22 protein-coding genes and 1 pseudogene are annotated in these 23,469 nt (G+C 70.4%); 13 read left to right on the top strand and 10 right to left on the bottom strand.

From position 1 onward, the window contains the following. Positions 1-169: 169 nt before the first annotated feature. The 6 genes from ectA to OG963_RS33390 all read left to right on the top strand — a co-directional run bounded on the left by ectA (position 170) and on the right by OG963_RS33390 (position 4,911). A complete protein-coding gene (ectA, locus tag OG963_RS33415; protein ID WP_256223507.1) occupies positions 170-700 on the top strand; it encodes a diaminobutyrate acetyltransferase in 531 nt (176 codons plus the stop codon). Between the two features lie 93 nt (positions 701-793). Further along, on the top strand, positions 794-2,062 hold the full coding sequence (ectB, locus tag OG963_RS33410; RefSeq protein ID WP_030920014.1) for a diaminobutyrate--2-oxoglutarate transaminase: 1,269 nt from the start codon (positions 794-796) through the stop codon (positions 2,060-2,062). A 104-nt stretch (positions 2,063-2,166) separates the two neighbouring features. Then, the gene (locus OG963_RS33405; RefSeq protein WP_030920010.1) at positions 2,167-2,565 is read left to right on the top strand and encodes an ectoine synthase; all 399 of its coding nucleotides are present in this window, start codon (positions 2,167-2,169) and stop codon (positions 2,563-2,565) included. 3 nt (positions 2,566-2,568) lie between these two features. After that, entirely contained in the window at positions 2,569-3,462 is an 894-nt protein-coding gene (gene thpD, locus OG963_RS33400; RefSeq protein ID WP_093771925.1) for an ectoine hydroxylase, read from the top strand. A gap of 112 nt (positions 3,463-3,574) precedes the next feature. After that, the gene (locus tag OG963_RS33395) at positions 3,575-4,591 is read left to right on the top strand and encodes a VOC family protein (RefSeq protein ID WP_093771923.1); all 1,017 of its coding nucleotides are present in this window, start codon (positions 3,575-3,577) and stop codon (positions 4,589-4,591) included. Positions 4,592-4,620: 29 nt separating this feature from the next. Further along, positions 4,621-4,911 carry a hypothetical protein gene (locus OG963_RS33390; RefSeq protein ID WP_143136435.1) on the top strand — a complete coding sequence of 97 codons (291 nt, stop codon included), beginning with the start codon at positions 4,621-4,623 and terminating at the stop codon, positions 4,909-4,911. Positions 4,912-4,943: 32 nt separating this feature from the next. Here OG963_RS33390 and OG963_RS33385 read toward each other — a convergent pair whose 3' ends face one another. Then, positions 4,944-6,989: a beta-galactosidase gene (locus OG963_RS33385; RefSeq protein WP_093771921.1), complete on the bottom strand. Its 2,046-nt coding sequence runs from the start codon at positions 6,987-6,989 to the stop codon at positions 4,944-4,946. 180 nt (positions 6,990-7,169) lie between these two features. On the opposite strand from OG963_RS33385, the gene OG963_RS33380 reads away from it, so the two are divergent. The 4 genes from OG963_RS33380 to OG963_RS33365 are packed head-to-tail and all read left to right on the top strand — an operon-like array spanning position 7,170 to position 11,379. Beyond that, positions 7,170-8,489 carry an ABC transporter substrate-binding protein gene (locus OG963_RS33380; RefSeq protein ID WP_093771919.1) on the top strand — a complete coding sequence of 440 codons (1,320 nt, stop codon included), beginning with the start codon at positions 7,170-7,172 and terminating at the stop codon, positions 8,487-8,489. Continuing rightward, on the top strand, positions 8,486-9,412 hold the full coding sequence (locus OG963_RS33375) for a carbohydrate ABC transporter permease (RefSeq protein WP_093771917.1): 927 nt from the start codon (positions 8,486-8,488) through the stop codon (positions 9,410-9,412). The genes OG963_RS33380 and OG963_RS33375 overlap by 4 nt, the downstream gene beginning before the upstream one ends. Continuing rightward, the gene (locus OG963_RS33370) at positions 9,409-10,275 is read left to right on the top strand and encodes a carbohydrate ABC transporter permease (RefSeq protein WP_093771915.1); all 867 of its coding nucleotides are present in this window, start codon (positions 9,409-9,411) and stop codon (positions 10,273-10,275) included. The genes OG963_RS33375 and OG963_RS33370 overlap by 4 nt, the downstream gene beginning before the upstream one ends. 42 nt (positions 10,276-10,317) lie before the next feature. Next, positions 10,318-11,379: a LacI family DNA-binding transcriptional regulator gene (locus tag OG963_RS33365; RefSeq protein ID WP_093771913.1), complete on the top strand. Its 1,062-nt coding sequence runs from the start codon at positions 10,318-10,320 to the stop codon at positions 11,377-11,379. Positions 11,380-11,383: 4 nt separating this feature from the next. On the opposite strand, the gene OG963_RS33360 is transcribed toward OG963_RS33365, so the two are convergent. Then, positions 11,384-12,451, bottom strand: coding sequence for an alkene reductase (locus OG963_RS33360; RefSeq protein WP_093771911.1), 1,068 nt, complete (start codon positions 12,449-12,451; stop codon positions 11,384-11,386). A 173-nt stretch (positions 12,452-12,624) separates the two neighbouring features. Between OG963_RS33360 and OG963_RS33355 the strand changes: the two genes are divergently transcribed. After that, on the top strand, positions 12,625-13,119 hold the full coding sequence (locus OG963_RS33355; protein ID WP_093771910.1) for a MarR family winged helix-turn-helix transcriptional regulator: 495 nt from the start codon (positions 12,625-12,627) through the stop codon (positions 13,117-13,119). A 4-nt stretch (positions 13,120-13,123) separates the two neighbouring features. Here OG963_RS33355 and OG963_RS33350 read toward each other — a convergent pair whose 3' ends face one another. From OG963_RS33350 to OG963_RS33315, 8 genes and pseudogenes are all read right to left on the bottom strand, one after another. Then, positions 13,124-14,185 carry an aminotransferase class V-fold PLP-dependent enzyme gene (locus tag OG963_RS33350; RefSeq protein ID WP_093771909.1) on the bottom strand — a complete coding sequence of 354 codons (1,062 nt, stop codon included), beginning with the start codon at positions 14,183-14,185 and terminating at the stop codon, positions 13,124-13,126. A gap of 109 nt (positions 14,186-14,294) precedes the next feature. After that, entirely contained in the window at positions 14,295-15,014 is a 720-nt protein-coding gene (locus OG963_RS33345; protein ID WP_371800337.1) for a DsbA family oxidoreductase, read from the bottom strand. Positions 15,015-15,157: 143 nt separating this feature from the next. After that, positions 15,158-15,685 (bottom strand): hypothetical protein, encoded by a 528-nt coding sequence (locus OG963_RS33340; protein ID WP_093771908.1) that lies wholly within the window; start codon positions 15,683-15,685, stop codon positions 15,158-15,160. Then, entirely contained in the window at positions 15,682-16,404 is a 723-nt protein-coding gene (locus OG963_RS33335; RefSeq protein ID WP_371799766.1) for an Imm52 family immunity protein, read from the bottom strand. Before OG963_RS33335 ends, OG963_RS33340 begins: the two co-directional genes overlap by 4 nt. 56 nt (positions 16,405-16,460) lie before the next feature. Continuing rightward, the gene (locus tag OG963_RS33330) at positions 16,461-19,016 is read right to left on the bottom strand and encodes a Tox-REase-5 domain-containing protein (protein WP_093771905.1); all 2,556 of its coding nucleotides are present in this window, start codon (positions 19,014-19,016) and stop codon (positions 16,461-16,463) included. A 143-nt stretch (positions 19,017-19,159) separates the two neighbouring features. Next, positions 19,160-19,666, bottom strand: a pseudogene (locus OG963_RS33325) (N-acetyltransferase family protein); the annotation flags it as partial. A gap of 183 nt (positions 19,667-19,849) precedes the next feature. Further along, positions 19,850-20,461 (bottom strand): DUF1349 domain-containing protein, encoded by a 612-nt coding sequence (locus tag OG963_RS33320; RefSeq protein WP_030919965.1) that lies wholly within the window; start codon positions 20,459-20,461, stop codon positions 19,850-19,852. Beyond that, positions 20,458-21,978 (bottom strand): aldehyde dehydrogenase (NADP(+)), encoded by a 1,521-nt coding sequence (locus OG963_RS33315; RefSeq protein WP_093771903.1) that lies wholly within the window; start codon positions 21,976-21,978, stop codon positions 20,458-20,460. Before OG963_RS33315 ends, OG963_RS33320 begins: the two co-directional genes overlap by 4 nt. Positions 21,979-22,133: 155 nt before the next feature. On the opposite strand from OG963_RS33315, the gene OG963_RS33310 reads away from it, so the two are divergent. After that, positions 22,134-22,904, top strand: a complete 771-nt coding sequence (locus OG963_RS33310) for an IclR family transcriptional regulator (RefSeq protein WP_030919961.1) — start codon at positions 22,134-22,136, stop codon at positions 22,902-22,904. A gap of 3 nt (positions 22,905-22,907) precedes the next feature. Then, positions 22,908-23,432 carry a GNAT family N-acetyltransferase gene (locus OG963_RS33305; RefSeq protein WP_093771901.1) on the top strand — a complete coding sequence of 175 codons (525 nt, stop codon included), beginning with the start codon at positions 22,908-22,910 and terminating at the stop codon, positions 23,430-23,432. Positions 23,433-23,469 lie beyond the last annotated feature (37 nt).

Here is a 23,469-nt window from a genome sequence, read left to right as displayed (position 1 = left end):
GTGACCGACTCCACAATGTGCCCGATTTGCGGCATTAATAAGGCCCAAACGGAATAAATCGGAGCAGTTTCGCGCCGGGGCGCGCGCCCGCGTGATAACACAGCGGCTCACTTCACCCAACCCCTTACCTCGATGCAATTTCCGAATTTGCTGGGTAAATTCCATTCGCATGACCGCCGCACCAGCAGATTTTGCACGTGCCCGAAGCGAATTCATCACCATCGACACCCCACGAGTGGAGGACGGGGCCGCGATCTGGCGCATCGCCCGCGACTCCGAGGTCCTGGACCTCAACTCCTCCTACAGCTACCTGCTGTGGTGCCGTGACTTCGCGGCGACCTCCGTGGTGGCCCGCGACGAGACCGGCGAGCCGGTCGCCTTCGTGACGGGATACATCCGGCCCGACCGCCCCGAGACGCTCGTCGTCTGGCAGGTGGCCGTCGACCACGGCCATCGCGGCATCGGACTGGCCGCCGAGCTGCTGGACTCGCTGACCGCGCGGGTCGCCGCGGAGCAGGGCCTGGCCCGGGTCGAGACGACCATCACCCCGGACAACACGGCTTCCGACCGGCTGTTCACCTCCTACGCGCTCCGCCATGACGCGGCCGTGGAGCGCGAAGTGCTCTTCGACGGCGGGTTGTTCCCCGAGGGAACACATCTGCCGGAAGTGCTCTACCGCATCGGCCCGTTCCACGTCTGAGGTGCAGCCCGGCTGACACGCCCCAGCCCGGCGCCGGCCGAATCGCCCCGTTCCACCGCCGCCCGACACACCCCCACAAGCAGGAGATCCCCCGTGACCATCACCCCGCCCGCCCTGAGCGTCTTCGAGACCCTTGAGTCGGAGGTCCGGAGCTACTGCCGCGGTTGGCCCGCCGTGTTCGACCGTGCGCAGGGCGCCCGGCTGACCGACGAGGACGGCCACTCCTACCTCGACTTCTTCGCCGGTGCAGGATCCCTCAACTACGGCCACAACAACCCGGTGTTGAAACGTGCGCTGATCGACTACATCGAGCGCGACGGCATCACCCACGGCCTGGACATGGCGACCACCGCGAAGCGCGCCTTCCTCGAGACCTTCCACAACGTCGTCCTACGGCCGCGCGACCTGCCGTACAAGGTGATGTTCCCCGGCCCGACCGGCACCAACGCGGTCGAGGCCGCGCTGAAGCTGGCCCGCAAGGTGAAAGGACGCGAGTCGATCGTCTCCTTCACCAACGCCTTCCACGGCATGTCGCTCGGCTCGCTCGCCGTCACCGGCAACGCCTTCAAGCGGGCCGGGGCCGGCATCCCGCTGGTGCACGGCACGCCGATGCCGTTCGACAACTACCTCGACGGCCGGGTCCCGGACTTCCTCTGGTTCGAGCGGCTCCTCGAGGACCAGGGTTCGGGTCTCAACCAGCCCGCGGCCGTGATCGTCGAAACGGTGCAGGGCGAGGGCGGCATCAATGTGGCGCGGCCCGAGTGGCTGCGGGCGCTGGCCGATCTCTGCCGCCGCCGCGACATGCTCCTCATCGTCGACGACATCCAGATGGGCTGCGGCCGCACCGGTGCGTTCTTCTCGTTCGAGGAGGCCGGCATCACCCCGGACATCGTCACCCTGTCGAAGTCCATCAGCGGCTACGGACTTCCCATGTCGCTCTGCCTGTTCAACCCGGAGCTGGACATCTGGGGACCGGGCGAGCACAACGGCACCTTCCGCGGCAACAACCCGGCGTTCGTCACCGCCGCCGCCGCGCTCGACGCCTACTGGGCGGACGGCCAGATGGAGAAGCAGACGCTGGCCCGCGGTGAGCAGGTCGAGCAGGCGCTGCTCGCGATCTGCGACGAACACGCCCGGCTCGGCGCGCAGTCCCGCGGCCGCGGCCTGGTCCAGGCGCTCGAGTTCACCGATGTCTCGCGCGCCGCCGCGGTCTGTGCGCGCGCGTTCGAGCTGGGGCTGCTGGTGGAGACCTCCGGCCCGCGGAGCGAGGTCGTGAAGCTGCTGCCGCCGCTGACCATCACTCCCGAAGAGCTGGACGAGGGCCTGCTCACGCTGGCCCGCGCGGTCCGCGACACCGCCTGACCGCCCGGCCGAGGGATCGCGCGACATCCCGACCGCCTGGCCGGGTCCACCCCGGACAGGCCTGTACAGAAGTACCGCTGCAGAGAGAAAGGCTCCGACTCACCGTGATCGTCCGATCGTTCAGCGACATCGAGAACACCGACCGGCATGTGAAGGCCGCTTCCGGCACCTGGGAGAGCAAGCGCATCGTGCTCGCCCAGGAGAAGGTGGGCTTCTCACTCCACGAGACCACGATGTACGCAGGTACCGAGACGTCGATGTGGTACGCGAACCACATCGAGGCCGTCCTGTGTGTCGAGGGCGAGGCCGAGCTCACCGACGACGAGACCGGCGAGACTCACTGGATCACCCCCGGCACGATGTACCTGCTGGACGGTCACGAACGCCACACCATGCGCCCCAAGACCGACTTCCGCTGCGTCTGCGTCTTCAACCCTCCCGTCACCGGACGGGAGGAGCACGACGAGAACGGTGTCTATCCCGTACTGACCGAGGAGGGCTGAACCATGACCACCGATGTACGCACCGACCTGTATCCCAGCCGGCGCACGGCCGAGATGACCACTCCCCGCCAGGACCCGGTCATCTGGTCCACGCCCGGCGCCCCGGGCCCGATCGCCGTGAAGGATCTGCAGGGTTTCGAGCGGGACGGCTTCCTCACCGTCGACGAGCTGATCACGCCGGACGAAGTGGCCGTGTACCACACCGAGCTGGACCGGCTGATCGCCGATCCCGCGGTGCGGGCCGATGAGCGGTCGATCATCGAGCCGAAGTCGCAGGACGTACGGTCGGTCTTCGAGGTCCACCGGATCAGCGAGGTCTTCGCCCGGCTGGTGAACGACGAGCGGGTGGTGGGCCGGGCCCGCCAGATCCTCGGTTCGGATGTGTACGTCCACCAGTCGCGTATCAACGTCAAGCCGGGTTTCGGCGCTTCGGGGTTCTACTGGCACTCGGACTTCGAGACCTGGCACGCCGAGGACGGTCTGCCGCGCATGCGGGCCGTGTCCGTGTCGATCGCGCTGACCGAGAACCACGACACCAACGGCGGGCTGATGATCATGCCCGGTTCGCACAAGTCGTTCCTCGGATGTGCGGGCGAGACGCCGAAGGACAACTACAAGCAGTCGCTGAAGATGCAGGACGCCGGCACCCCGTCGGACGAGGCACTGACCAAGTTGGCCGACCGGCACGGCATCAAGCTCTTCACGGGCCGGGCCGGTTCGGCCACCTGGTTCGACTGCAACTGCATGCACGGCTCGGGGGACAACATCACCCCGTACCCGCGCAGCAATGTCTTCATCGTCTTCAACAGCGTGGAGAACACGGCCGAGGAGCCGTTCGCGGCGCCGGTACGGCGCCCGGAGTTCATCGGGGCGCGCGATTTCGCGCCGGTGAGGTGAGGCACTGACGGGCCGAGCCCGGAAGTGACAGGGGCCGGGGCGACGTTCGTCGTCCCGGCCCCTGTCGAAAGTTGGTGGACCCCGATGGCCGGCAACGGCGACAGTGGCTCCCATGACCTCACTTGTACGTCACATGACCTTCGACTGCGCCGACGCCTACAAGCTCGGCAGTTTCTGGGCCGAGGTGCTCGGTTCCCGGCTTTCGGACGACGACAACCCCGGTGATCCCGAGGCGCTCGTCGAGACCCCCGGTGCCGCCCTGCTGTTCGTCTCGGTGCCCGAGCCCAAGAGCGTGAAGAACCGCGTCCACCTGGACATCCAGCCGCAGGACCGCACCCGGGACGAGGAGGTCGAGCGGCTGCTCGCGCTCGGCGCCACGCTCGTCGGCGACCACCGCAGGCCCGACGGGCGGGGCTGGGCGACGCTCGCCGACCCCGAGGGCAATGAGTTCTGCGTGGAGTGCAGCGCCGTCGAGCGGGCCACGCTGACCGCCACCCGGATGCCGGTCGCCGCGGACGACGTGACCACCGCGGTCCACCTCGCGCTCGCCGCCCTCCGTGAGGTTCCGGAGGACCACTGGCGGGCACCCGCCGGGTCGCTGGAGTGGGACTCGTGGGAGACCGTGGAGCATCTGAACGACGATCTCTTCGCGTACGCGGCCCAGTTGGGCCCGAGGAAGCCGCCGCTGGACCGCGAGGTCCCGTACCGCTGGGGAGCCGACCGCAAGGGCGGTCCGGCGAATTCGATCTTCGCGAACCCCGACGCGGGACCGGTCGGCCTGCTCCAGACCCTGGAGGCGAGCGGCGCCCTGCTGACGGCGATGGTGCGGACGACCGCGGCGGACGTCCGCTCCTACCACTCGTACGGGGTGTCCGACCCGGAGGGATTCGCGGCCATGGGAATCGTGGAGACCCTGGTGCATACCCACGATGTCGTCCAGGGCCTGGACATCGCGTGGGCACCGCCCACCGATCTGTGCGACCGCGTGCTGGCCCGCCTGTTCCCGGACGCCCCCGACGACGCCGACCGGTGGACCGTCCTGCTCTGGTCCACCGGCCGCGCCGAGCTGCCCGGGCGGGAGCGCGTCACCTCGTGGAAGTGGCGCAGCGCGCCGCTCGACGCCGTCTAGATCGCGCCGGCACTCCCTGCTTTCCACCCGTGGGAGAACCGAATCGCTGCGGGGAGCGGCGTCGCGTTCCGGTCGAACAGCGCTGGTTCTCCCGCGCGTTGCCGGACGCCGGGTCCACCGGGTCCCGTCCGCTGCCGCTGACGGCGGTCCGGCCGGTGCCGCCCGGTTCGAAGCCGGTGCCGGCGGGGGTGGTGGCCACGTGGGCGGCCTGGGCGGGGAGTGCGGCGGACAGCAGGCCGTCAAGGTCCGACTTCACCGCCGCTCCCGTCCGCCCAGGTGGCTTTCCGTACGTCTTCCCGCACATCGTCGATGTCACTTGACCGTCGCGCGGGAATGGCGCGGATCGGGTGACTCAGCCGTCGAGGCGTACGACCCGGACCGCGCCCGCCGGAACGGCGAGGCGGCCCACGGCGTGCTCACCGGTGAGGAGTTCGGTGCCGCGGCCGTCGAGCGGCACCTTCGCGTCGTCCTCTGTGTGGTTGATCGCGAAAAGGTACGTGCCGTTGTCGCCCGCACGGCGTACGACCTCGACGTCGTGCGGGAGGCCGGTGCGCGGTGTGATCCGGGCGTCGTCGCAGGCCCGGTCGAGGACGGCGTCGAGGTGGGGTCCGGACAGCCGGGTGGAGATGTACCAGGCGGTGCCACTGCCCAGACGGTGCCGGGTGACGGCGGGGCGGCCCGCGGGAATGCCGTCGGCGTAGGACCAGACGGTCTCGGCGCCGCGCGGGATCACCACGTCCGACCACAGGTCTCCGGTCAGCTCCGGGCCTTCGGCGGCGCCCTCGGGCGTGATCAGGCGGACCGTCCCGCCCTCGCCGAGCGGTGAGAACTCCTCGATCGTCAGCCCCAGTACGTCCCGCAGGGCTCCCGGGTACGGCCCCGGGTGCACGGCGTCCTGGGTGTCGACGATGCCGGAGAAGTACGAGACGACGAGTGTGCCGCCGTTCTCGACGTAGCTCCGGAGGTTCCGGCCGGTCTCCTCGGTGGCGAGGTAGAGGGCCGGGACGACGACCAGCGGGTACCCGGACAGATCGGCGTCCGGGTGGGCGAAGTCGACGGTGAGGTGGCGGTCGTACATCGAGGCGTAGAAGGTGTCGGCACGCTCGCGGGCGTCGTGGTCCTCGCTCGGGCGCCACTCCAGCTTCTGCGCCCACCAGGACTGCCAGTCCCAGAGCATGGCCGCGTCCGCGACGGTCCGGGTGCCGCGGATGCCGCTCAGCAGACCGAGATCGGCGCCGAGCCCGGAGACCTCGCGCCATACCCGGGAATCCGTACCGGCGTGCGGCACCATCGCCGAGTGGAACTTCTCCGCGCCGCTGCGGGACTGCCGCCACTGGAAGAACATGGCGCCGTCGGAGCCGCGCGCGACATGGGCGAGGCTGTTGCGGGCCATTTCGCCCGGGCGCTTGGCGGGGTTGCGGGGCTGCCAGTTGACGCCACTGGTGGAGTGCTCAAGGAGCAGCCAGGGTGCGCCGCCCGCGACGGAGCGGGTGAGGTCGGCGGCCATGGCGAGGTTGACATGGGTGCGGCGGCCGTCGGTGATCAGATAGTGGTCGTTGGTGACGAGATCGGTCTCGCGGCCCCAGGCCCAGTAGTCGACGGAGTCGCACTGGCTGAGGGCGGTCATGAAGTTGGTGGTGACCGGGATACCGGGAGCGAGGCGGTGCAGGATGTCCCGTTCGCTGCAGAAGTTCTCGCGCATGGTGGCGTCGGCGAAGCGGGCGTAGTCCAGGCGCTGCGCCGGGTTGGCGACGGTCGGGGTGGCACGGGGCGGGTCGATCTCGTCGAGACTGCGGTAGCGCTGGCCCCAGAAGGCGGTGCCCCAGGCTTCGTTGACCGCGTCGACGCCGCCGTGGCGGTCGGCCAGCCAGCGGCGGAAGTGGGCGGCGCAGTTGTCGCAGTAGCAGGCGCTGACCGGAACGCCGTACTCGTTGTGGACGTGCCACATCGCGAGCGCCGGATGGTCCGCGTACCGGCGGGCGAGCTGTTCGGTGATGTTCGCCGCGGCCGACCGGTAGGCGGGGTTACTGTGGCAGATCGCGCCGCGTGACCCGAAGGCGTAGCGGACACCCTCGCGGCTGACCGGGAGGGCCTCCGGGTGGGCGCGGTAGAACCAGGCGGGCGGAGCGACGGTGGGGGTGCCGAGGTCGACCCGGATGCCGGCCTCGTGCAGCAGGTCGAGGACCCGGTCGAGCCAGCCGAAGTCGTAGCCGCCGGGCTCCGGTTCGAGAAGCGCCCAGGAGAAGATCCCGACGCTGACCATGGTCACGCCGGCTTCCCGCATCAGGGCCACGTCCTCGTGCCAGACCTCTTCCGGCCACTGCTCGGGGTTGTAGTCGCCGCCGAAGGCGAGCCGGCGCAGACCGTGCGGGGCAGGCTCGGGCGCGGTGTGCGGCATGGGTATCTCCTGGGCTCTTTGGTGCAACTTCTGGGAACGTGCACACACACTCTCGGTGGCGCAGATCCAACATAACCGCACAGCAACAACCATTGACAAGCGTCGGATTCGTTTCTCTACTGTGAACGCTCACAGCGCATCTCGGCGCTGCACCCTCGCTTCTCGTCAGGGGAGAATTCCATGAAGTACCGCATCGTCGCGGTGTCCACGGCCGCTGCACTCGCCGCCACCGGCCTGCTCTCGGGCTGCGGCTCGTCGGACGACGACAGCGGGGACGGCCCGGCCGCATCCGGTCCCGTCTCACTCACCTACTGGGCGTGGGCGCCCGGCCTGGACAAGGTCGCGGACATCTGGAACGCGGGCGAGGGCAAGAAGACCGGCATCAAGGTGACGGTGAAGAAGCAGGCGTCGGGCGACGACCTGGTCACCAAGATCATCACAGCGGCCAAGGCCCACAAGGCTCCCGACCTGGTGCAGGCGGAGTACCAGGCGCTCCCCACCCTGGTCTCCAACGACGTGCTCGCCGACATATCCAAGGAGGCGGGCGACGCGAAGGGCAAGTTCGCCGACGGCATCTGGCAGCAGACGACCCTCGGATCGGACGCCCTGTACGCCGTGCCGCAGGACTCCGGCCCGCTGATGTTCTACTACCGCCAGGACCTGTTCAAGCAGTACGGCCTGTCCGTGCCCACCACCTGGGACGAGTTCGCCGAGACGGCCCGCACGCTGAAGAAGAAGGCACCGGGCAAGGACCTCACCACGTTCTCCTCGAACGACTCCGGTCTCTTCGCGGGCCTCGCCCAGCAGGCCGGGGCGCAGTGGTGGACCACCGGCGGCGACAAGTGGAAGGTCGCCATCGACGACGCCGCCACGCGGAAGGTCGCCGACTTCTGGGGCGGTCTGGTCAAGGAGGGCGCCGTCGACAACCAGCCGATGTACACACCGGCCTGGAACAAGGCGCTCAACACCGGCAAGCAGATCGCCTGGGTCAGCGCGGTCTGGGCGCCCGGCACCCTCACCACGGCGGCGCCCGACACCAAGGGCAAGTGGGCCATGGCCCCGCTCCCCCAGTGGACGGCCGGCCAGAACGTCACCGGCAGCTGGGGCGGCTCCTCCACCGCCGTCACCAACGACTCCAAGAACAAGGCCGCCGCCGCGACCTTCGCGAAGTGGCTGAACACGGACTCCGAGGCGCTGGCCGCGCTGGTCAAGGAGAGCGGCATCTACCCCGCCGCCACGGCCGCCCAGACCGGCGGCGCGCTCGCCCAGGCCCCGGACTACTTCCCCAACCAGCCCGACTTCTACACGAAGGCCGCCGAGATCGCGAAGGGCACCGCCCCCGCCGCCTGGGGCCCGAACGTGAACGTCGCGTACACCGCCTTCAAGGACAACTTCGCCGAAGCCGCCAAGAGCAGGTCGGACTTCGGGCCCGCCCTGACCGCGATGCAGGACGCCACCGTCGCCGACCTCAAGAAGCAGGGCTTCGGGGTCTCCGAGTGACACGCGCACGCCGCAGGAGTGCGTACGGGGTCAAGAGCGCCCCGTACGCCTTCCTGGCCCCCGCCACCGTGCTCTTCCTGCTCTTCTTCGCCCTTCCCATCGGGTACGCGCTCTACCTCAGCTTCCGCAGGACCGAGGTCAAGGGGCTCGGTCTGGGGAAGGGCGCCCGCGAGGAGATCTGGGCCGGCTTCACCAACTACGCCGGTGCGCTCTCCGACTCGGAACTGCTGCACGGCGCGCTGCGCATCCTCGGTTACGGCGTGATCGTCGTCCCCGTGATGCTCGGCCTCGCCCTGCTGTTCGCCCTGCTCCTGGACACCGACCGGATCCGGCTGCGGGGCTTCTCCCGGCTCGCGATCTTCCTGCCGTACGCGATCCCGGGCGTCGTCGCCGCGCTCATGTGGGGCTTCCTCTATCTCCCGGACGTCAGCCCCTTCTACTACCTCCTCGACAGGGCGGGGCTCCCGCAGCCCGACCTGCTCGATGGTGGGCCGCTGTATCTCGCCCTCGCCAACATCGCGGTCTGGGGCGGCACCGGCTTCAACATGATCGTGATCTACACCTCCCTGCGGGCGATCCCGGCCGAGGTGTTCGAGGCGGCACGACTGGACGGCTGCTCGCAGCTGCAGATCGCGCTCCGGATCAAGATCCCGATGGTGGCGCCGTCACTGGTCCTGACGTTCTTCTTCTCGATCATCGCGACCCTTCAGGTGTTCAGCGAGCCGACGACGCTGAAGCCGCTCACCAACTCGCTCTCCACCACCTGGAGTCCGCTGATGAAGGTCTACCAGGACGCCTTCGTCAACAACGACATCTACGCGGCTGCCGCTCAGGCGGTCATCATCGCCGTCGCCACCCTGGTCCTGTCCTTCGGCTTCCTCAGGGTGGCCAACTCCCGGACCCAGAAGGGAGATTCCCGATGAGTACGCCGCACCTCGCATCCATCCCCGCAGGTCCGCGCCGCTTCGCGCTCGTGCCGACCGCCGCACTGCTCCTCGGCGCGCTCTACTGCCTGCTGCCCGTCGCCTGGGTGCTGGTCGCCTCGACCAAGTCCGGCAGCGAGCTGTTCTCCACCTTCACGTTCCTGCCGGGCACCGGCTTCCGCCGGAACGTCGCCGATCTGTCGGCGTACCGCGACGGCGTGTACTGGAAGTGGATGGCCAACTCGGCGTTCTACGCCGGGGCCGGCGCCCTGCTGTCCACGGCCGTCTCCGCGGTGTCGGGTTACGCCCTGGCCGTGTACCGGTTCCGCGGGCAGGAGAGCATCTTCAACATCCTGCTGGCCGGCGTGCTGATGCCGCCGGTGATCCTCGCCGTACCGCAGTACCTGCTGCTGGCCGAGGCCGACCTGACGGACTCCTACCTCTCGGTCCTGCTGCCGGTGATCCTCTCCCCGTACGGTGTGTACCTCGCGCGGATCTACGCGGCCTCCGCCGTACCGGGCGATGTGATCGAGGCGGGACGGGTGGACGGCGGCAGCGAGTGGCGGATCTTCCGCACCATCGCCCTGCCGATGATGCTGCCGGGTCTGGTGACCGTCTTCCTGTTCCAGTTCGTCGCGATCTGGAACAACTTCCTGCTCCCGTACATCATGCTCGGCGACGACGAGAAGTTCCCGGTCACCCTGGGCCTCTACACCCTGCTCCAGCAGGGCTCCACCACCCCGGCCCTCTATACCCTGGTGATTACGGGGGCGCTGCTGGCGATCGTCCCGCTGATCGCGCTGTTCCTCGTCATCCAGCGCTTCTGGAGCCTCGACCTGCTCTCCGGCGCCGTAAAGTCCTGACCGGTCCCCGCCAGGGCTTCCATTGATGAAAGATCATGCACCATGAGCCGCACAGAACAGCCCGGACAGCCCGGACGGCACGGACAGTCCGGCACGGGACGCCGCAGGCCGCCGACCATCCACGACGTGGCGCGGGAAGCCGGTGTCTCGCGCGGCACGGTCTCGCGGGTGCTCAACGGCGGGCACAACGTCAGCCCGGCCGCGCTCGATGCGGTCAACTCCGCGATCCGCAAGACCGGCTACACGGTGAACCGGCACGCCAGGTCACTGATCACCGGCCGCTCCGACTCGGTGGCGTTCCTGCTCACCGAGCCGCAGGAGCGGTTCTTCGAGGACCCGAACTTCAATGTGCTGCTGCGGGGCTGCACCGCCGCACTGGCCGCGCACGACATCCCGCTGCTGCTGATGATCGCGGGGACCGAGGCCGAACGCCGCCGGAACATGCGGTACATCGCCGGCCACGTGGACGGGGTGCTGCTGGTCTCCAGTCACTCCGGCGACCCGGTCGCCGCCCGGCTGCACGAGGCCGGGGTCCCGCTCGTCGCCTGCGGCAAGCCGCTCGGGCAGGGCTCGAAGGTCAGCTATGTGGCGGCCGACGACCGGGACGGCGCCCGGGACATGGTGCGGTATCTGTACGAGTCCGGGCGCCGCCGGATCGGTACGGTCAGCGGCCCGCTGGACACCCCCGGCGGCGTCGAACGGCTGGCGGGCTACCGCGAGATGCTCGCCGAGTGCGGGCTGCCCGCCGACGACGCGCTGATCGTCCCGGGCGACTACAGCCGGGCGAGCGGCGAGGCGGCCGCCACGCTGCTGCTGGAGCGGACCCCCGACCTCGACGCGGTGTTCGTCGCCTCCGACCTGATGGCGCAGGGCGTGCTGGCCGCGCTGGAGAAGGCCGGGCGGCGGGTGCCGGAGGACGTCGCGGTCGGCGGCTTCGACGACTCGCCCGCGGCGCTCGCGTCCCGGCCCGAGTTGACCACGATCCGGCAGCCGTGGGACCGGATCAGCGCCGAGATGGTACGGGTACTGCTGGCCCGGATCGGCGGGGAGGAGCCGGCCGCGGTGATCCTCCCCACCGAACTGGTGCGCCGGGACTCGGCGTAGGTCCTCAGGCTCCCAGCGCGGGGTAGTCGACGTACCCCTTCGCGTCCCCGCCGAAGAAGGTGGACGGGTCCGGGGTGTTGAACGGGCCGCCGGCCTTCAGCCGGGCGGGCAGGTCCGGGTTGGCGATGAACAGCGCACCGTACGAGATGATGTCGGCGATCCCGTCGTCGATCACCGAGTGGTCGTCCGGTCCGGTCGGTCCGTCCGTCAGCACGTTGATGACGAAAGTGCCGGAGAACTGCTTGCGCAGCGCGAGGGTCAGCTCGCGGATCTCCTTCGCCTCCAGGACGTGCAGGTAGGCGAGGCCGAGCGGCTCGATCTCCTGCACCAGCGCGGTGTAGGCGGCGTCCGGCGCGGGCTCGTCGATGTCGTTGTACGAGTTCCCGGGGGAGATGCGCAGCCCGGTGCGCTCCGCGCCGATCTCGGCGGCGACGGCCTTGACCACCTCGACGGCGAACCGGATGCGGGCCTCGTCCGAGCCGCCCCACTCGTCGGTGCGCCGGTTGGTGTTGGGCGCGAGGAACTGGTGGATGAGGTAGCCGTTGGCGCCGTGCAGCTCGACCCCGTCGAAGCCCGCGTCGACGGCGTTGCGGGCGGCGGAGGCGAAGTCGGCCACGGTCTGCCGGATCTCGGTGTCGGTCAGCTCACGCGGCTCGACGAAGTCCTTCGGTCCCACGTGGGTGTAGACCTGCCCGGCGGCCTTGACCGGGGAGGCGCCGACCGGGGTCAGTCCGTCCGCCAGCAGGACCGGGTGGCCGATGCGGCCCGTGTGCATGAGCTGGGCGAAGATCCGGCCGCCCGCGGCGTGCACCGCGTCGGTGACCTTGCGCCAGGACGCGACCTGCTCCGCGCTGTGCAGCCCCGGGGTGAAGGGGTAACCCTGGCCGACGACGGACGGCTGGATGCCCTCGGTGATGATGAGACCGGCCGAGGCGCGCTGAGCGTAGTACTCGGCGGTGAGTTCGGTGGCGGTACCGCCGTCACCGGCACGGCTGCGGGTCATCGGGGCCATGGCGATGCGGTTGGCGAGCTGGGTGCCGGACAGGTCGATCGGGTCGAATGCGGTGGTCATGAAAACCCCTAAGGAAAATTACATGGTCGGCCAAGTATTTCGTCCTGCGCCACTGTAACGCATTGATTGGCCGACCAAGGTAAAGTTCGTGAAGAGCGCCGGAACCAGCCCCGGGCCAGGGCCCGATCCGCCGGACAGGCCGCAGCCGGAGCATCGCCCCCGAGGAGTCCCGCATGAAGGCCGAATCCGCCGACCCCGTCTGTACCGAGCTGCCCAGTGCCGCCCGCGGCGGCCCGGTCAGCCACGCCGTCTCACGGGTCGCCCGGCTGCACCGGATCGCCGCCGGCAAGGCGCTCAGGTGCGCCGGGCTCTACCCCGGCCAGGAGTTCCTGATGATGTACCTGTGGGACGCGGGCGCGGCACGCCAGTCGGAGCTGATCAAGGCGGTCGACCTCGATCCGTCGACCGTCACCAAGATGCTCCAGCGGCTCGAACAGGCCGGTCATGTCCACCGCCGCCCCGACCCGGACGACCGGCGGGCCGTCCTGGTCGAGGCCAGCTCGGACAGCTGCGCCCTGCACTCGGATGTGGAGCGGGCCTGGTCGAATCTGGAGGAGCGCACGCTCGCCGGTCTGGACGCGACGGAGCGCACCGAGCTGGCCCGGCTGCTGGCCAAGGTCGAGGAGAACCTCTCCCGCGAGGCCGATAGCTGCCCGGAAGGCCGCTGACCGGTCAGCCCGCGAGCACCTCCAGCGCGTGGTCCACATCGGCCTGCGTGTTGTAGAGATGGAAGGCCGCCCGCAGATTCCCGGCCCGGACCGACACCGCGATACCGGCACGGGCCAGCGCCGACTCGTGGCTTCCCAGTCCCGGCACGGCGACCACCGCGGACCGGCCGGGCACCGGCTCGTGGCCGATACCGGCCAGCGCGCTACGGAACCGGGCGGCGAGCGCGGTGTTGTGGGCGTGCACGGTGTCGATGCCGATCTCGGCCATCAGCGCGAGGGAGCGCTCGGCACCGTGATACGCGAGGAAGGCGGGCGCCTCGTCGAAGCGGCGCGCGGTGGCGGCGAGCCGGCCGACGGGTCCGTACGTGCTGTTCCAGCGGTCCTCGCCGGCCACCCAGCTCGCGTACAGCGGCGACAGGGTCTCCTGCGCCTCCTCGGTGACCGTGAGGAACGACGTACCGCGCGGGCAGAGCAGGAACTTGAAGCCGCCCGTGACCGTGTAGTCGTACGCTCCGGCGTCCAGCGGCAGCCAGCCTGCGGACTGGGTGGCGTCGAGGAGGACCCGGGCGCCGTGCGCGGCGGCCGCCGCGCGAACCGCGTCGAGGTCGGCGATCCGGCCGTCGGCGGACTGTACGGAGGAGAGGGCGACCAGTGCGGTCGTGGGCCGCACCGCCTCGGCCATGCCGTCCAGCGGGGCGTACCGCATCCGCAGATCCCCACGGACCGAGAGGGGTCCGACGACCGAGCTGAACTCCCCCTCGGGCACCAGCACTTCGTCACCGGGCTTCAGCGACGCCGCGATCAGTCCGACATGGACGGCGACCGAGCTGCCGGTGGCGACCCGGTCGGGATCGACACCGACGAGCCCGGCGAACCGGGTCCGTGCGGCGTCCACGGCGTCGAAGCTGCCTGCGCCCGCACCGGTGCCCGCGGCGTTCTCGTCGGCGAGCGTCTTCACCGCCTCGACGGTTCGGCGGGGCAGCAGCCCGCAGCTGGAGGTGTTGAGATACGTGGACTTGGGCGCAAACTCGGCGGCTACGGCCTGGGTGAGCGAGGAGATCTCCATGCGTCCAGCCTGAACGCCCCTCAACTCATCGTCAATCACGAAGAGTTGAGGGGTAACCCCAAGCAATGCTTATCGATGCGGTTCAGCGGCCGGCCAGGCCGGCTCAGGGTCAGCCCTGGCCGCCGGCCTGCGGAACCTCGCAGGCCCCGTCGGCGTCGCAGGCCGCTCCGTCCGAGCCGATCGTGGTCAGCGGACGGTCCTTCCACGCCTGCTCCAGCGCCTGCGCGAAGACCTCGGCGGGCTGGCCGCCGGAGATCCCGTACCGCCGGTCGAGGACGAAGAACGGTACGGCGTTGGCGCCCAGCTCGGCCGCCTCCTGCTCGTCGGCCCGCACCTCGGCCGCGTACGCCTCCGGGTCGGCGAGCACGGCCCGCGCCTCGTCGCCGTCGAGCCCGGCCTCGATGGCCAGCTCGACCAGCACCTCGGCGTCGAAGACGGAGCGCTCCTCGGCGAAGTTCGCCCGGTAGGCGAGCGTCAGCAGCTCGTCCTGGCGTCCGCGGGCCCTGGCGAGGTGGAGCAGCCGGTGGATGTCGAACGTGTTTCCGTGGTCGCGTCCCTCGGTCCGGTAGCCGAGCCCTTCGGCCTGCGCGTTGGCCGCGACGTTCGCCTCCATGGACCGGGCTTCCTCACGGGTACGCCCGTACTTCTGCGCCAGCATGTCGATCACCTGGGCGGTGTCGCCCTTGGCGCGGCCCGGGTCGAGCTCGAAGGACCGGTGCACGACCTCGACCTCGTCGCGATGGGCGAACCCCGCCAGGCCCTTCTCGAAGCGGGCCTTGCCGATGTAGCACCAGGGGCAGGCGATGTCGCTCCAGATCTCGACGCGCATGACTCTTCTTCTCTCCAGGCTGTTGTACAGATGGATCGTGCGGCCGCCCTGGGCGCAGGTCTGCGAGGGCAGCACGGAGGCACCCTCCGCTCCTGCGTGAACACGCGCCCGGACCCTGTCATTCCCGACCGGACCGAGAGGCCCTACTCCTCCAGCTCGACGATCGGGCGGTCACTGACGAGGGCCACGATGATCATCGGGGCGTCGCCGTCGCACTGGTTGACGGAGGCCGCGACCCACACGACCGCGGCGCCGGGGCCGGCGGCCACCGGCCCCCACACCGACAGGTCACCGCGGCAGTCCTGGTCGCAGAGCGCCTGGAAGAGCGGCGGCATGGGCTCGTCCGCGATCTTCCGGAAGATCGGCACCCGCATGCCCACCTTCCGGTGCGCACCCCACCGACGGTCCAATTCCGCCACGAGGTCGTCCAGATGCCCGCGGGCGGCTTCCTCCACGTCATTCCACTCGGGCGCGTACACGCCGACGAGGCTGTCACTCTCCCAGAGCGGAAGGATCCGGAAGCCCTCGCCCGAGGTCGTGGTCCACTCCCCCGTGGCCGGGTCGCCCTCGCTGTCCGTCGGGCCGGCCACGGGTACGGGCCCGGCGAGAAGCGCCTCGATGTCGGACAGCGCGCGATCGATATCGAACGCCTCGCCCATCCGGGCCGTCACAGCGCGGCCCGCTCCATCGGGCTGGGCAGCGGCTGCAGCACACCCGCGTCCCGCAGCTGCAGGTAGGCCCGGAGCACGTCCTTCGCGTCGCCACGTGGAGCGATGTCGAGGAGTACGCCTCCACCGCGCAGCTCCTTGCGGGCGGCCGCCACGCCGTCCGGCAGCAGAGCCGCCCGCCCTGGGGAGAGATAGCCGATCCAACCGATGGAGGGCTCACCGACAGCGAAGCCACCGTCGTCCTCCAGGGCGTCGAGCACGTCGTCATCGGTGACATCACCGAAGTCCGGCTCCCACACCTCGGCGACAGCGGTGAGGAGTTCGGCGTCAGGGATCTCGGCGCTGTCCGGCGATTTGATGCCGATCACCACCGACTGGAGGAGGAACTCCGAAGTACCGCCGCCGGTCCCACTGACCTCGACCTTCCAGTCCGGCTCGGCCGCGAGGACGAGTTGCAGTCCGTAGCCGATACGGGCCGACCAGCCGTCGGCTTCCTGAGCCGCGTGCAGGGCGGTGAGAAGGGACTCCTCGTCCTGCAGGAGATCGGTGGCGGGCCCGGACGAGCGGATCTGCCGCCACGTCCGCACGTCAGCGGCAACCGCACCGGAGCCGCCGGCCGGAAGAAGCCCGGTGAGCTGGTCCAGGGTCAGCTTCCACCGTCGGGCCAGCGCCTCGGCCGGCTCCACCCGGGGCCCCCAGAAGCCCCGCACCACACGTCGCATGTTGCCTCCAAAATCTGCCGTCCCCTGGTCCGGCCCGAGCAAGCACCCCGTCCACGCTAGTCGAAAGCCCCCGGTTTCCTGGTGCTGTCCCCCGTCTTCTGCACGGTGTAGACGACCTTGACCCGCAGACCCTTCTCCCGGAACGCCTTGCGGGCGGCCTTGGCCACATCCGGGTTGGAGAAGTGCCATTCGACAGCACGGCCGCCGGACGCGTCGATCTGGCGCTGAGCCTCGTCGACGAATTTCTGCTTGCCGGAATCGGTGAGCGTGCTCTTGTCGCTCTTGGAGAGGTAGCTCTCGTAACCGTTCTTGGCCTCCAGGAACGTCTGCCGACCGGAGTCCCAGCCGTCGTACTCCACCTGCGGCACGCCCTCGTCGGGGTGCGCGACGACGTACTCCTTGCCGCGCTTGGTGCCGGTGATCTGTTCCTGGTAACGAAGCCAGGACTCGTTCTCCCAGTTGGGCGGAGGGTTGCGATCGCGACTCGCCCAGTAGCCGTCGCCGAGGTCCGCGGATCCCAGTTCCGGGTCCTTGAGATCGTCGGCCCAGTCCGGCGGGTTGTAGTTGCGCGGGTCGGAAGTGTCGTTGCGCTTGGGATCGGGATACGGCTTCTTGTCCGCCAGCGCCTTGGCCGCGCGATCCTTCTCCTCGGCGCGCTTCTTGTCCGTCCAGGCCGCCCGCTCCTGCTCCCGGGCCTCCTTCGCCTTGGCCTCGGCCGCCTTGTCGCAGCCGTCGTCGGCGAGGATCACATGGTTCGGGGGCCCAGCGGCGAGCACCCCGGTTCCGGACCCGGAGATCCCACCGTGGCCGCCGTATCGCACCCGGGGGCCGAGGGCGATGCTGCAGCCTGTCTTGCGCGCCGCATCCTCTGCTTCGTCCGCCGCCTCGTCGGCCTCCTTGGCCGCCTTGCGGACACCGTCGATGTCTCCGACTTCAGCGGCCTTACGGGCGCGACGCGCGGCGTTCCCGGCGTTCTCGGCTGCTTCGGCCACCTTCGCGGCGACCTTGCCGAGCTTGCCGAGCTTGCTGGCCTTACCGACGACCTTCGCCACGTCGTAGCCGGGGATGAAGAGCGATCCGATGTTCCAGACGACGTCGGTGACGGCCCGCGTCTTCTCTCCGTTGTTCCAGCGGTCCCGTACCTCGTCGCCGACGAACATGTCGTCGCCGACCTTCACGACGGTGTTGAGCGAGGCCTTGCCCCAGTCGCCGAGCGCACCGAAGTAGTCGCCCTTGTCCCATTTGCTCCCGGCGTCCTTGGAGTCCTGCGTCCACGTGCTGCCCAGCTGCTTGCCGTAGTCGGCCAGGCCGGACCAGGTCTCGGGCTTGAACAGGTCGATGATGCCGGTGACATCACCCCAGACACCGTCGACGGCGAGGCCCTTGACGACCTGGGTGGTGCGGTCCCATGCACAGCCGAAGAAGCCCCAGCCGCCGCAGTCCTCCTTCTTGTCCCCGTCGCTCCCGGAGTCGTCGGAGTCGTCGGAGTCGGCGTCCGAGACGGGGGTGTCGTACGTGGCCTCGGGCTCGGTGCTGGTCTCGGGGTAGGTGTCGGTGCCCGGACCGTCGGGTCCGCCGGTGCCGCCGCCGGATCCGGTGGTGGAGCCTCCGTCGGCGCCCCCGTTCGCCGTCCCGGCGGTGGAGCCGCCGTTCGCTGTCCCGGCGGTGGAGCCACCGGCGCCGTTCGCACCACCGCCGCCGGAGCCACCACTACCGTTCGCACCACCCGCGCCGGTGCCGTTCGCACCACCTGCGCCGCCGGTGCCGTTCGCACCACCTGCGCCGCCGGTCCCGTTCGCACCACCCGCGCCGCCGGTGCCGTTCGCACCCGTGCCGCCGGCGACCGTGCCGCCGTTGTCGGCGCCGCCCGAGTCCGAACCCCCGGCGACGGCGCTGCCGCCCGCGTCCGAACCACCCCCGTCCGTACCGCCCGCGGTCCTACCGGCCCCGACCGTGTCGCTGCCGGTGCCCGTCACCTCGCACGACGTGCCCGTGAGCGAACAGATCGCCGCCTGGAGGCGGTCCGTGATCTGGCCGCCGACTCCGCTCAGCACCAGCGCGCCGATGAGCGCCACGACGATCAGGACCAGGCCCAGGTACTCCAGAGCCGTCTGCCCCCGGTCCCGCCGCCAGGTGATCATGTGGGAGAACGAGAACTCGGGTTTGTCCTCCCGGGCCCGCGGCGGCAGCCGGAACCACTCGCGGCTCTGCGTCCGGGTGAGGAACACCAGGATCAGTACGGGCAGGAACACCTGGGTGAAGCCGTGCACCGACCCGTTCGCAATGTTGGCGAGGCCGCCGAGGATCAGCCACACCTGTACGGCGATCAGGCCGCCCCATACGCCCCTGCCGCCGGTCCAGGCGCGTCGCGAGAGCATCCAGCCCAGGACTCCGGGCGCGGCCCCGTACAGCGCGAGGCCGATGACCACGCCGCCCATCGCGTCCGCGGCGAGCGCGGAGCCGAACAGCCCGAGGCCGCCCAGCACGGTGGCTCCGAACAGGACATGCAGCAGGATGCGGGCCGCTCCGAGTGCCCGTGGCAGCTCCCGTCGCCCCTCACCCGGCGCCGGAGCGTCACCTCCGTACGCGGGTATGCCACCGATCGCGGACATGCCTTGTCTCCCCCAACCAGACCTGCCGACAAGCAGAGTGATGCCCGTTCAGGCTAGGGGCACCGCGGGTCGGAGTCTTGGGCCCCAGGGCCCAACTCCGGTCCCAAGGGCGCGTGGTGAGGCTCCGGCGAGGACGGTGGTCGTCAGCTCACCGTGAGGCGCAGGATCAGATGGGTGCCGGCGCGCGGGTGGTCGGGGTCGGGGGTCCAGCCCCGGTCGGCGTAGAAGGACTGGGCACGGGTGTTGTGCACGAAGACTTCCAGCTGGGTGCTGTCCACTCCGGCCTGCCGCCAGGCGTCGACACAGGCGGTGTGGAGTTCGGTGCCGATGCCCGTACGCCAGTGGGACGGTGAGACATGGAGCTGGGTGAGGTGCATGACGCCGTCGCGTACGGCGAAGGCCGCGACGCCGACGAGGGTCCCGTCCCGTTCGGCACAGAGCACGGTGGCGTCCGGGCGGTCTATGGCCCGGGACCAGCCACCTCGGCTGCGGCCGACCTCGGCGGCGCCCGCGTACTCCTCTTCCGGGAGGTGGCCCCGGTAGTAGGTGGCGCGGGCCTCGGTGTGCAGCTGGACGATGGCGTCGAGATCGGCGGGCGTGGCAATTCTGATCATGAGGGGAGGGACGCGACGGGTCGGCCCGCGGTTGCGACGCCGGTCCGCCCGGCCGACCGTCCGGGAAAACGGCCTCGGTCGTACGCGACGAGCGGGAGTCGCTTCGGCGGCCGGGTGGCCGCGGCGGCACCGGTCACGGTCGCTGCCACGCGCTGTGCCCCGGTCCGGTGTCGCGTCCGTGCCCGTCCGCTCGACGGACGGGCACGGACGCGAGGCGGCTCAGCTGCCGTCGCGCAGATCGTCGAGTCCGGTCGGGCGGAAGGCGATCCGGTCGAACGACGCCTCGCAGCCCTCGCCGGTCGGCGACTGGACGAGGAAGCCGATCGACGCGGCTGCCGCCCCCTCCGCGTCGCCGAGGGCGAAGACACGGACGAAGGTCCACTTCTCGCCGTCGGCCGAGGCATGGAAGGCGAACGCGCCGCCGTTGCGGCTCAGCCGCAGCCAGCAGCTTTCGCCGTCCACGACAAAGGCGTTGGCGTCGTCGGAGCGACCGCGGGTGACGACCGTGCAGACGGTGGGGTCGGCCGGGGAGAGTTCCAGGCAGAGCTTCGCCCATTCCCGTTCCCCGACATGCAGGTAGAGCACCCCGGCGTCGAAGGCGGCCGCGAAGCCGACGTTCACCCGGGCGATCAGCTGGAAGTCGCCGTCCGGTGCCACGCCGAGCAGGCGCGGTGCGTCGCTCGCCGGGTCGAGGGCGTCGCCGCCGGGCGGTACGAACCGGTCCTGTCGGGCGCCTGCCCGACCCGTCAGCACACCGTCCTCGTACGACCACTGCCCATCCGGGCCGAACGACCGCAGCTCAAAGGGGAGTTCGGGAAGACTCGGTGTCATGCGCGGCGTCCGTCCACCCGGCGCGGCAGACCCAGCGGGTTGTCCTCGCGCAGTTCCGGCGGCAGCAGGGCATCCGGTGTCGTCTGGTAGCTGACCGGACGCAGCCAGCGTTCGATCGCGGTGGCGCCGACCGAGGTGGAGGTGGAGGTGGTGGCCGGGTAGGGGCCACCGTGGTGCTGGGCGGGGGCGACCGCGACACCCGTCGGCCAGCCGTTGACGAGGACCCGGCCGGCCAGCGGGGTGAGGGCGGCGAGAAGTCCGGGGGCGTCGGCGTCGGCGCCCTCCTCGGCGATCTGGAGAGTGGCGGTGAGGTTGCCGGGGAGCCGGGACAGGACGGCGGTGACCTCGCCCTCGGAGGCGTACCGGGCCACGACGGTGACCGGGCCGAAGCACTCCTCCAGGAGCGCGTCGTGCGGGCCCTCGGTCGCCAGCAGGTGCGCCGGTACCGTCAGGAAGCCGGCGGAGACGGTGTGGTCGCTGCTCGCACCAGGGGTGACGGGGGCATCCACGTCCGGGAGTTCGGCCCGGGCCCGTACACCTGCGACGAAGGCGTCCCGCATCCGGTGGTCGAGCATCACCGCGGCCTCGCTGTCGCTGACCGCGTCGGTCAGCGACTTCAGCAGCCGGTCGCCGGTCTCGCCCGTGGGCGCCAGGACGAAGCCGGGCTTGGTGCAGAACTGGCCCGCGCCCATGGTCATCGAGCCCGCGAGCCCGGCACCGATCTGCTCGCCGCGCTCGGCGGCGGCCGCCTCGGTGACGACGACGGGGTTGAGCGAGCCGAGCTCGCCGTGGAACGGGATCGGGGTGGGCCGGGCGGCCGCCGCGTCGAACAGCGCCCGCCCGCCGCGGATCGAGCCGGTGAAGCCGGCGGCGGCCACGAGCGGGTGCTTGACCAGCTCGACGCCCGCCTCGAAGCCGTGCACCAGGATCAGTACGTCCTCGGGCAGGCCGACCTTGGCGGCGGCCCGGCGCAGCACGGACGCGCACAGCTCGGAGGTGGCGGGGTGGTCGGGGTGCGCCTTGACGACGACCGGGCAGCCGGCCGCCAGGGCGCTGGCGGTGTCGCCGCCGGGTACGGAGAAGGCGAGCGGGAAGTTGCTGGCCGCGTAGACGGCGACGACGCCGAGCGGGATCTTGTAGCGGCGCAGGTCGGGCCACGGCGGGGTCCGGGTGGCGTCCGCGTGGTCGATGTGGATGTCGAGGAAGGCGCCCTCGTCGACGACCTCGGCGAAGGCCCGCAACTGGGCTGCCGTGCGGGCGAGCTCACCGGTGAGCCGGGCCGGGCCGAGTGCGGTCTCCGCGTCGGCGGCCTCGATCACGTGCTCGCCGGCCTCGGCGAGCAGATCGGCCGCGGTACGCAGGAAGGCGGCGCGTACGGTGCGGTCGGCCAGCGAGTCCCGCACGGCATGTGCCGCCCTGACCGCACGGTCGACCTCCTCCGCTGTAGCCTCCACCGCAACCTGCTCACGCGGGTTCCCGGTGCGGGGGTCGACGCTCCAGACTGGTGCTGCTGCCACCGTGTTTCCTTCCGCTCCACTGCCACACATCAGAAGTTGTTCGGTATTCTGAACAGAGTTCCTGATCGTGAATATGTAGGGACTCTATTTCCGGGCGTTCCGTGTTGGCAAGAAGTCGCAGGGTTTCGCAAGTGTGCTGGAAGGGGCGTAGGGCGATGTCGGTTGCCGAGTCAGGTGGGGCACAGGTCAAGTCCGCGGTACGGACGGTGGAGCTGCTCGAGTACTTCGCCGGGCGGCCCGGCATGCATTCGCTGGCGGCCGTGCAGGAAGCCGTCGGCTATCCGAAGTCGAGCCTCTACATGCTGCTGCGCACCCTGGTCGAGCTGGGCTGGGTGGAGACCGACGCGACGGGCACGCGGTACGGCATCGGCGTGCGGGCCCTGCTGGTCGGCACGTCGTACATCGACGGCGACGAGGTCGTCGCGGCCGCCAGGCCCACGCTGGACCGGCTCTCCGACGACACCACGGAGACCATTCACCTGGCCCGCCTCGACGGTACGAACGTGGTCTATCTCGCCACCCGGCAGTCCCAGCACTATCTGCGTCCCTTCACCCGCGTCGGCCGCCGGCTCCCCGCCCACTCCACCTCGCTCGGCAAGGCGCTGCTGGCCACCCACAGCGACGAGCAGGTCCGCAAGATGCTGCCGGAGACATTGCCCGCGCTGACCGAGCACACCCTCACCGACCGCGAGAAGCTCATCGAGGAGCTGCACGTCATCCGCGAGCAGGGGTATGCGGTGGACCGCGAGGAGAACACCCTCGGGCTGCGGTGCTTCGGCATCGCGATCCCGTACCGGACTCCGGCGCGCGACGCGATCAGCTGCTCGGTGCCGGTCGCCCGGCTCACCCCCGCACACGAGCAGATGGTCAAGGACGCGCTCTTCGACGCGCGGGACCGGCTGACGCTGGCCACCCGGAGGCTCTGACCGATGGGCGTGGCCGAGGTGACCCTGCGCGAGGTGCGCGGCAGCGATCTGCCGTTGTTCTACGCGTACATGTGCGATCCGGAGTCCGTCCGCACGGCCGCGTTCACCAGCGAGGACCCCACGGACCGGGCCGCGTTCGACGCCCACTGGAGGCGACTCCTGGCCGACCGGACGATCGTGATGCGGACGGTGCTCGCCGACGGCGCGGTGGTCGGCAACGCCGGGGTGTACGGACCTGAGGGCGACCGCCAGGTCACCTACTGGATCGACCGGGCGCACTGGGGCCGCGGGCTCGCGACCGCCGCGCTGCGGGCGCTGCTGGACGTCGTACCGGAACGCCCGCTGCACGCCCGGGCGGCGGCCGACAACACCGGTTCGCGCCGGGTGCTGGAGAAGTGCGGCTTCACCGTCACGGGCGAGGACCGTGGCTTCGCGCACGCCCGCGGCGAGCTGACCGACGAGCTGCTCTTCACGCTGGCACCCCCGGCCGGCCGGACGCCGGACGAAGGCCGCTCCACGACCCGGTGACCGGTCCGCGCCGTACGGCCGCGGCCGGTCGGTCAGT

This window comes from Streptomyces sp. NBC_01707 (genome assembly GCF_041438805.1).
In the GTDB taxonomy this organism is placed as follows: Bacteria; Actinomycetota; Actinomycetes; order Streptomycetales; family Streptomycetaceae; genus Streptomyces.
Note: the sequence above shows the minus strand (reverse complement) of the source record. Positions and strands in the feature narration are given on the sequence as shown.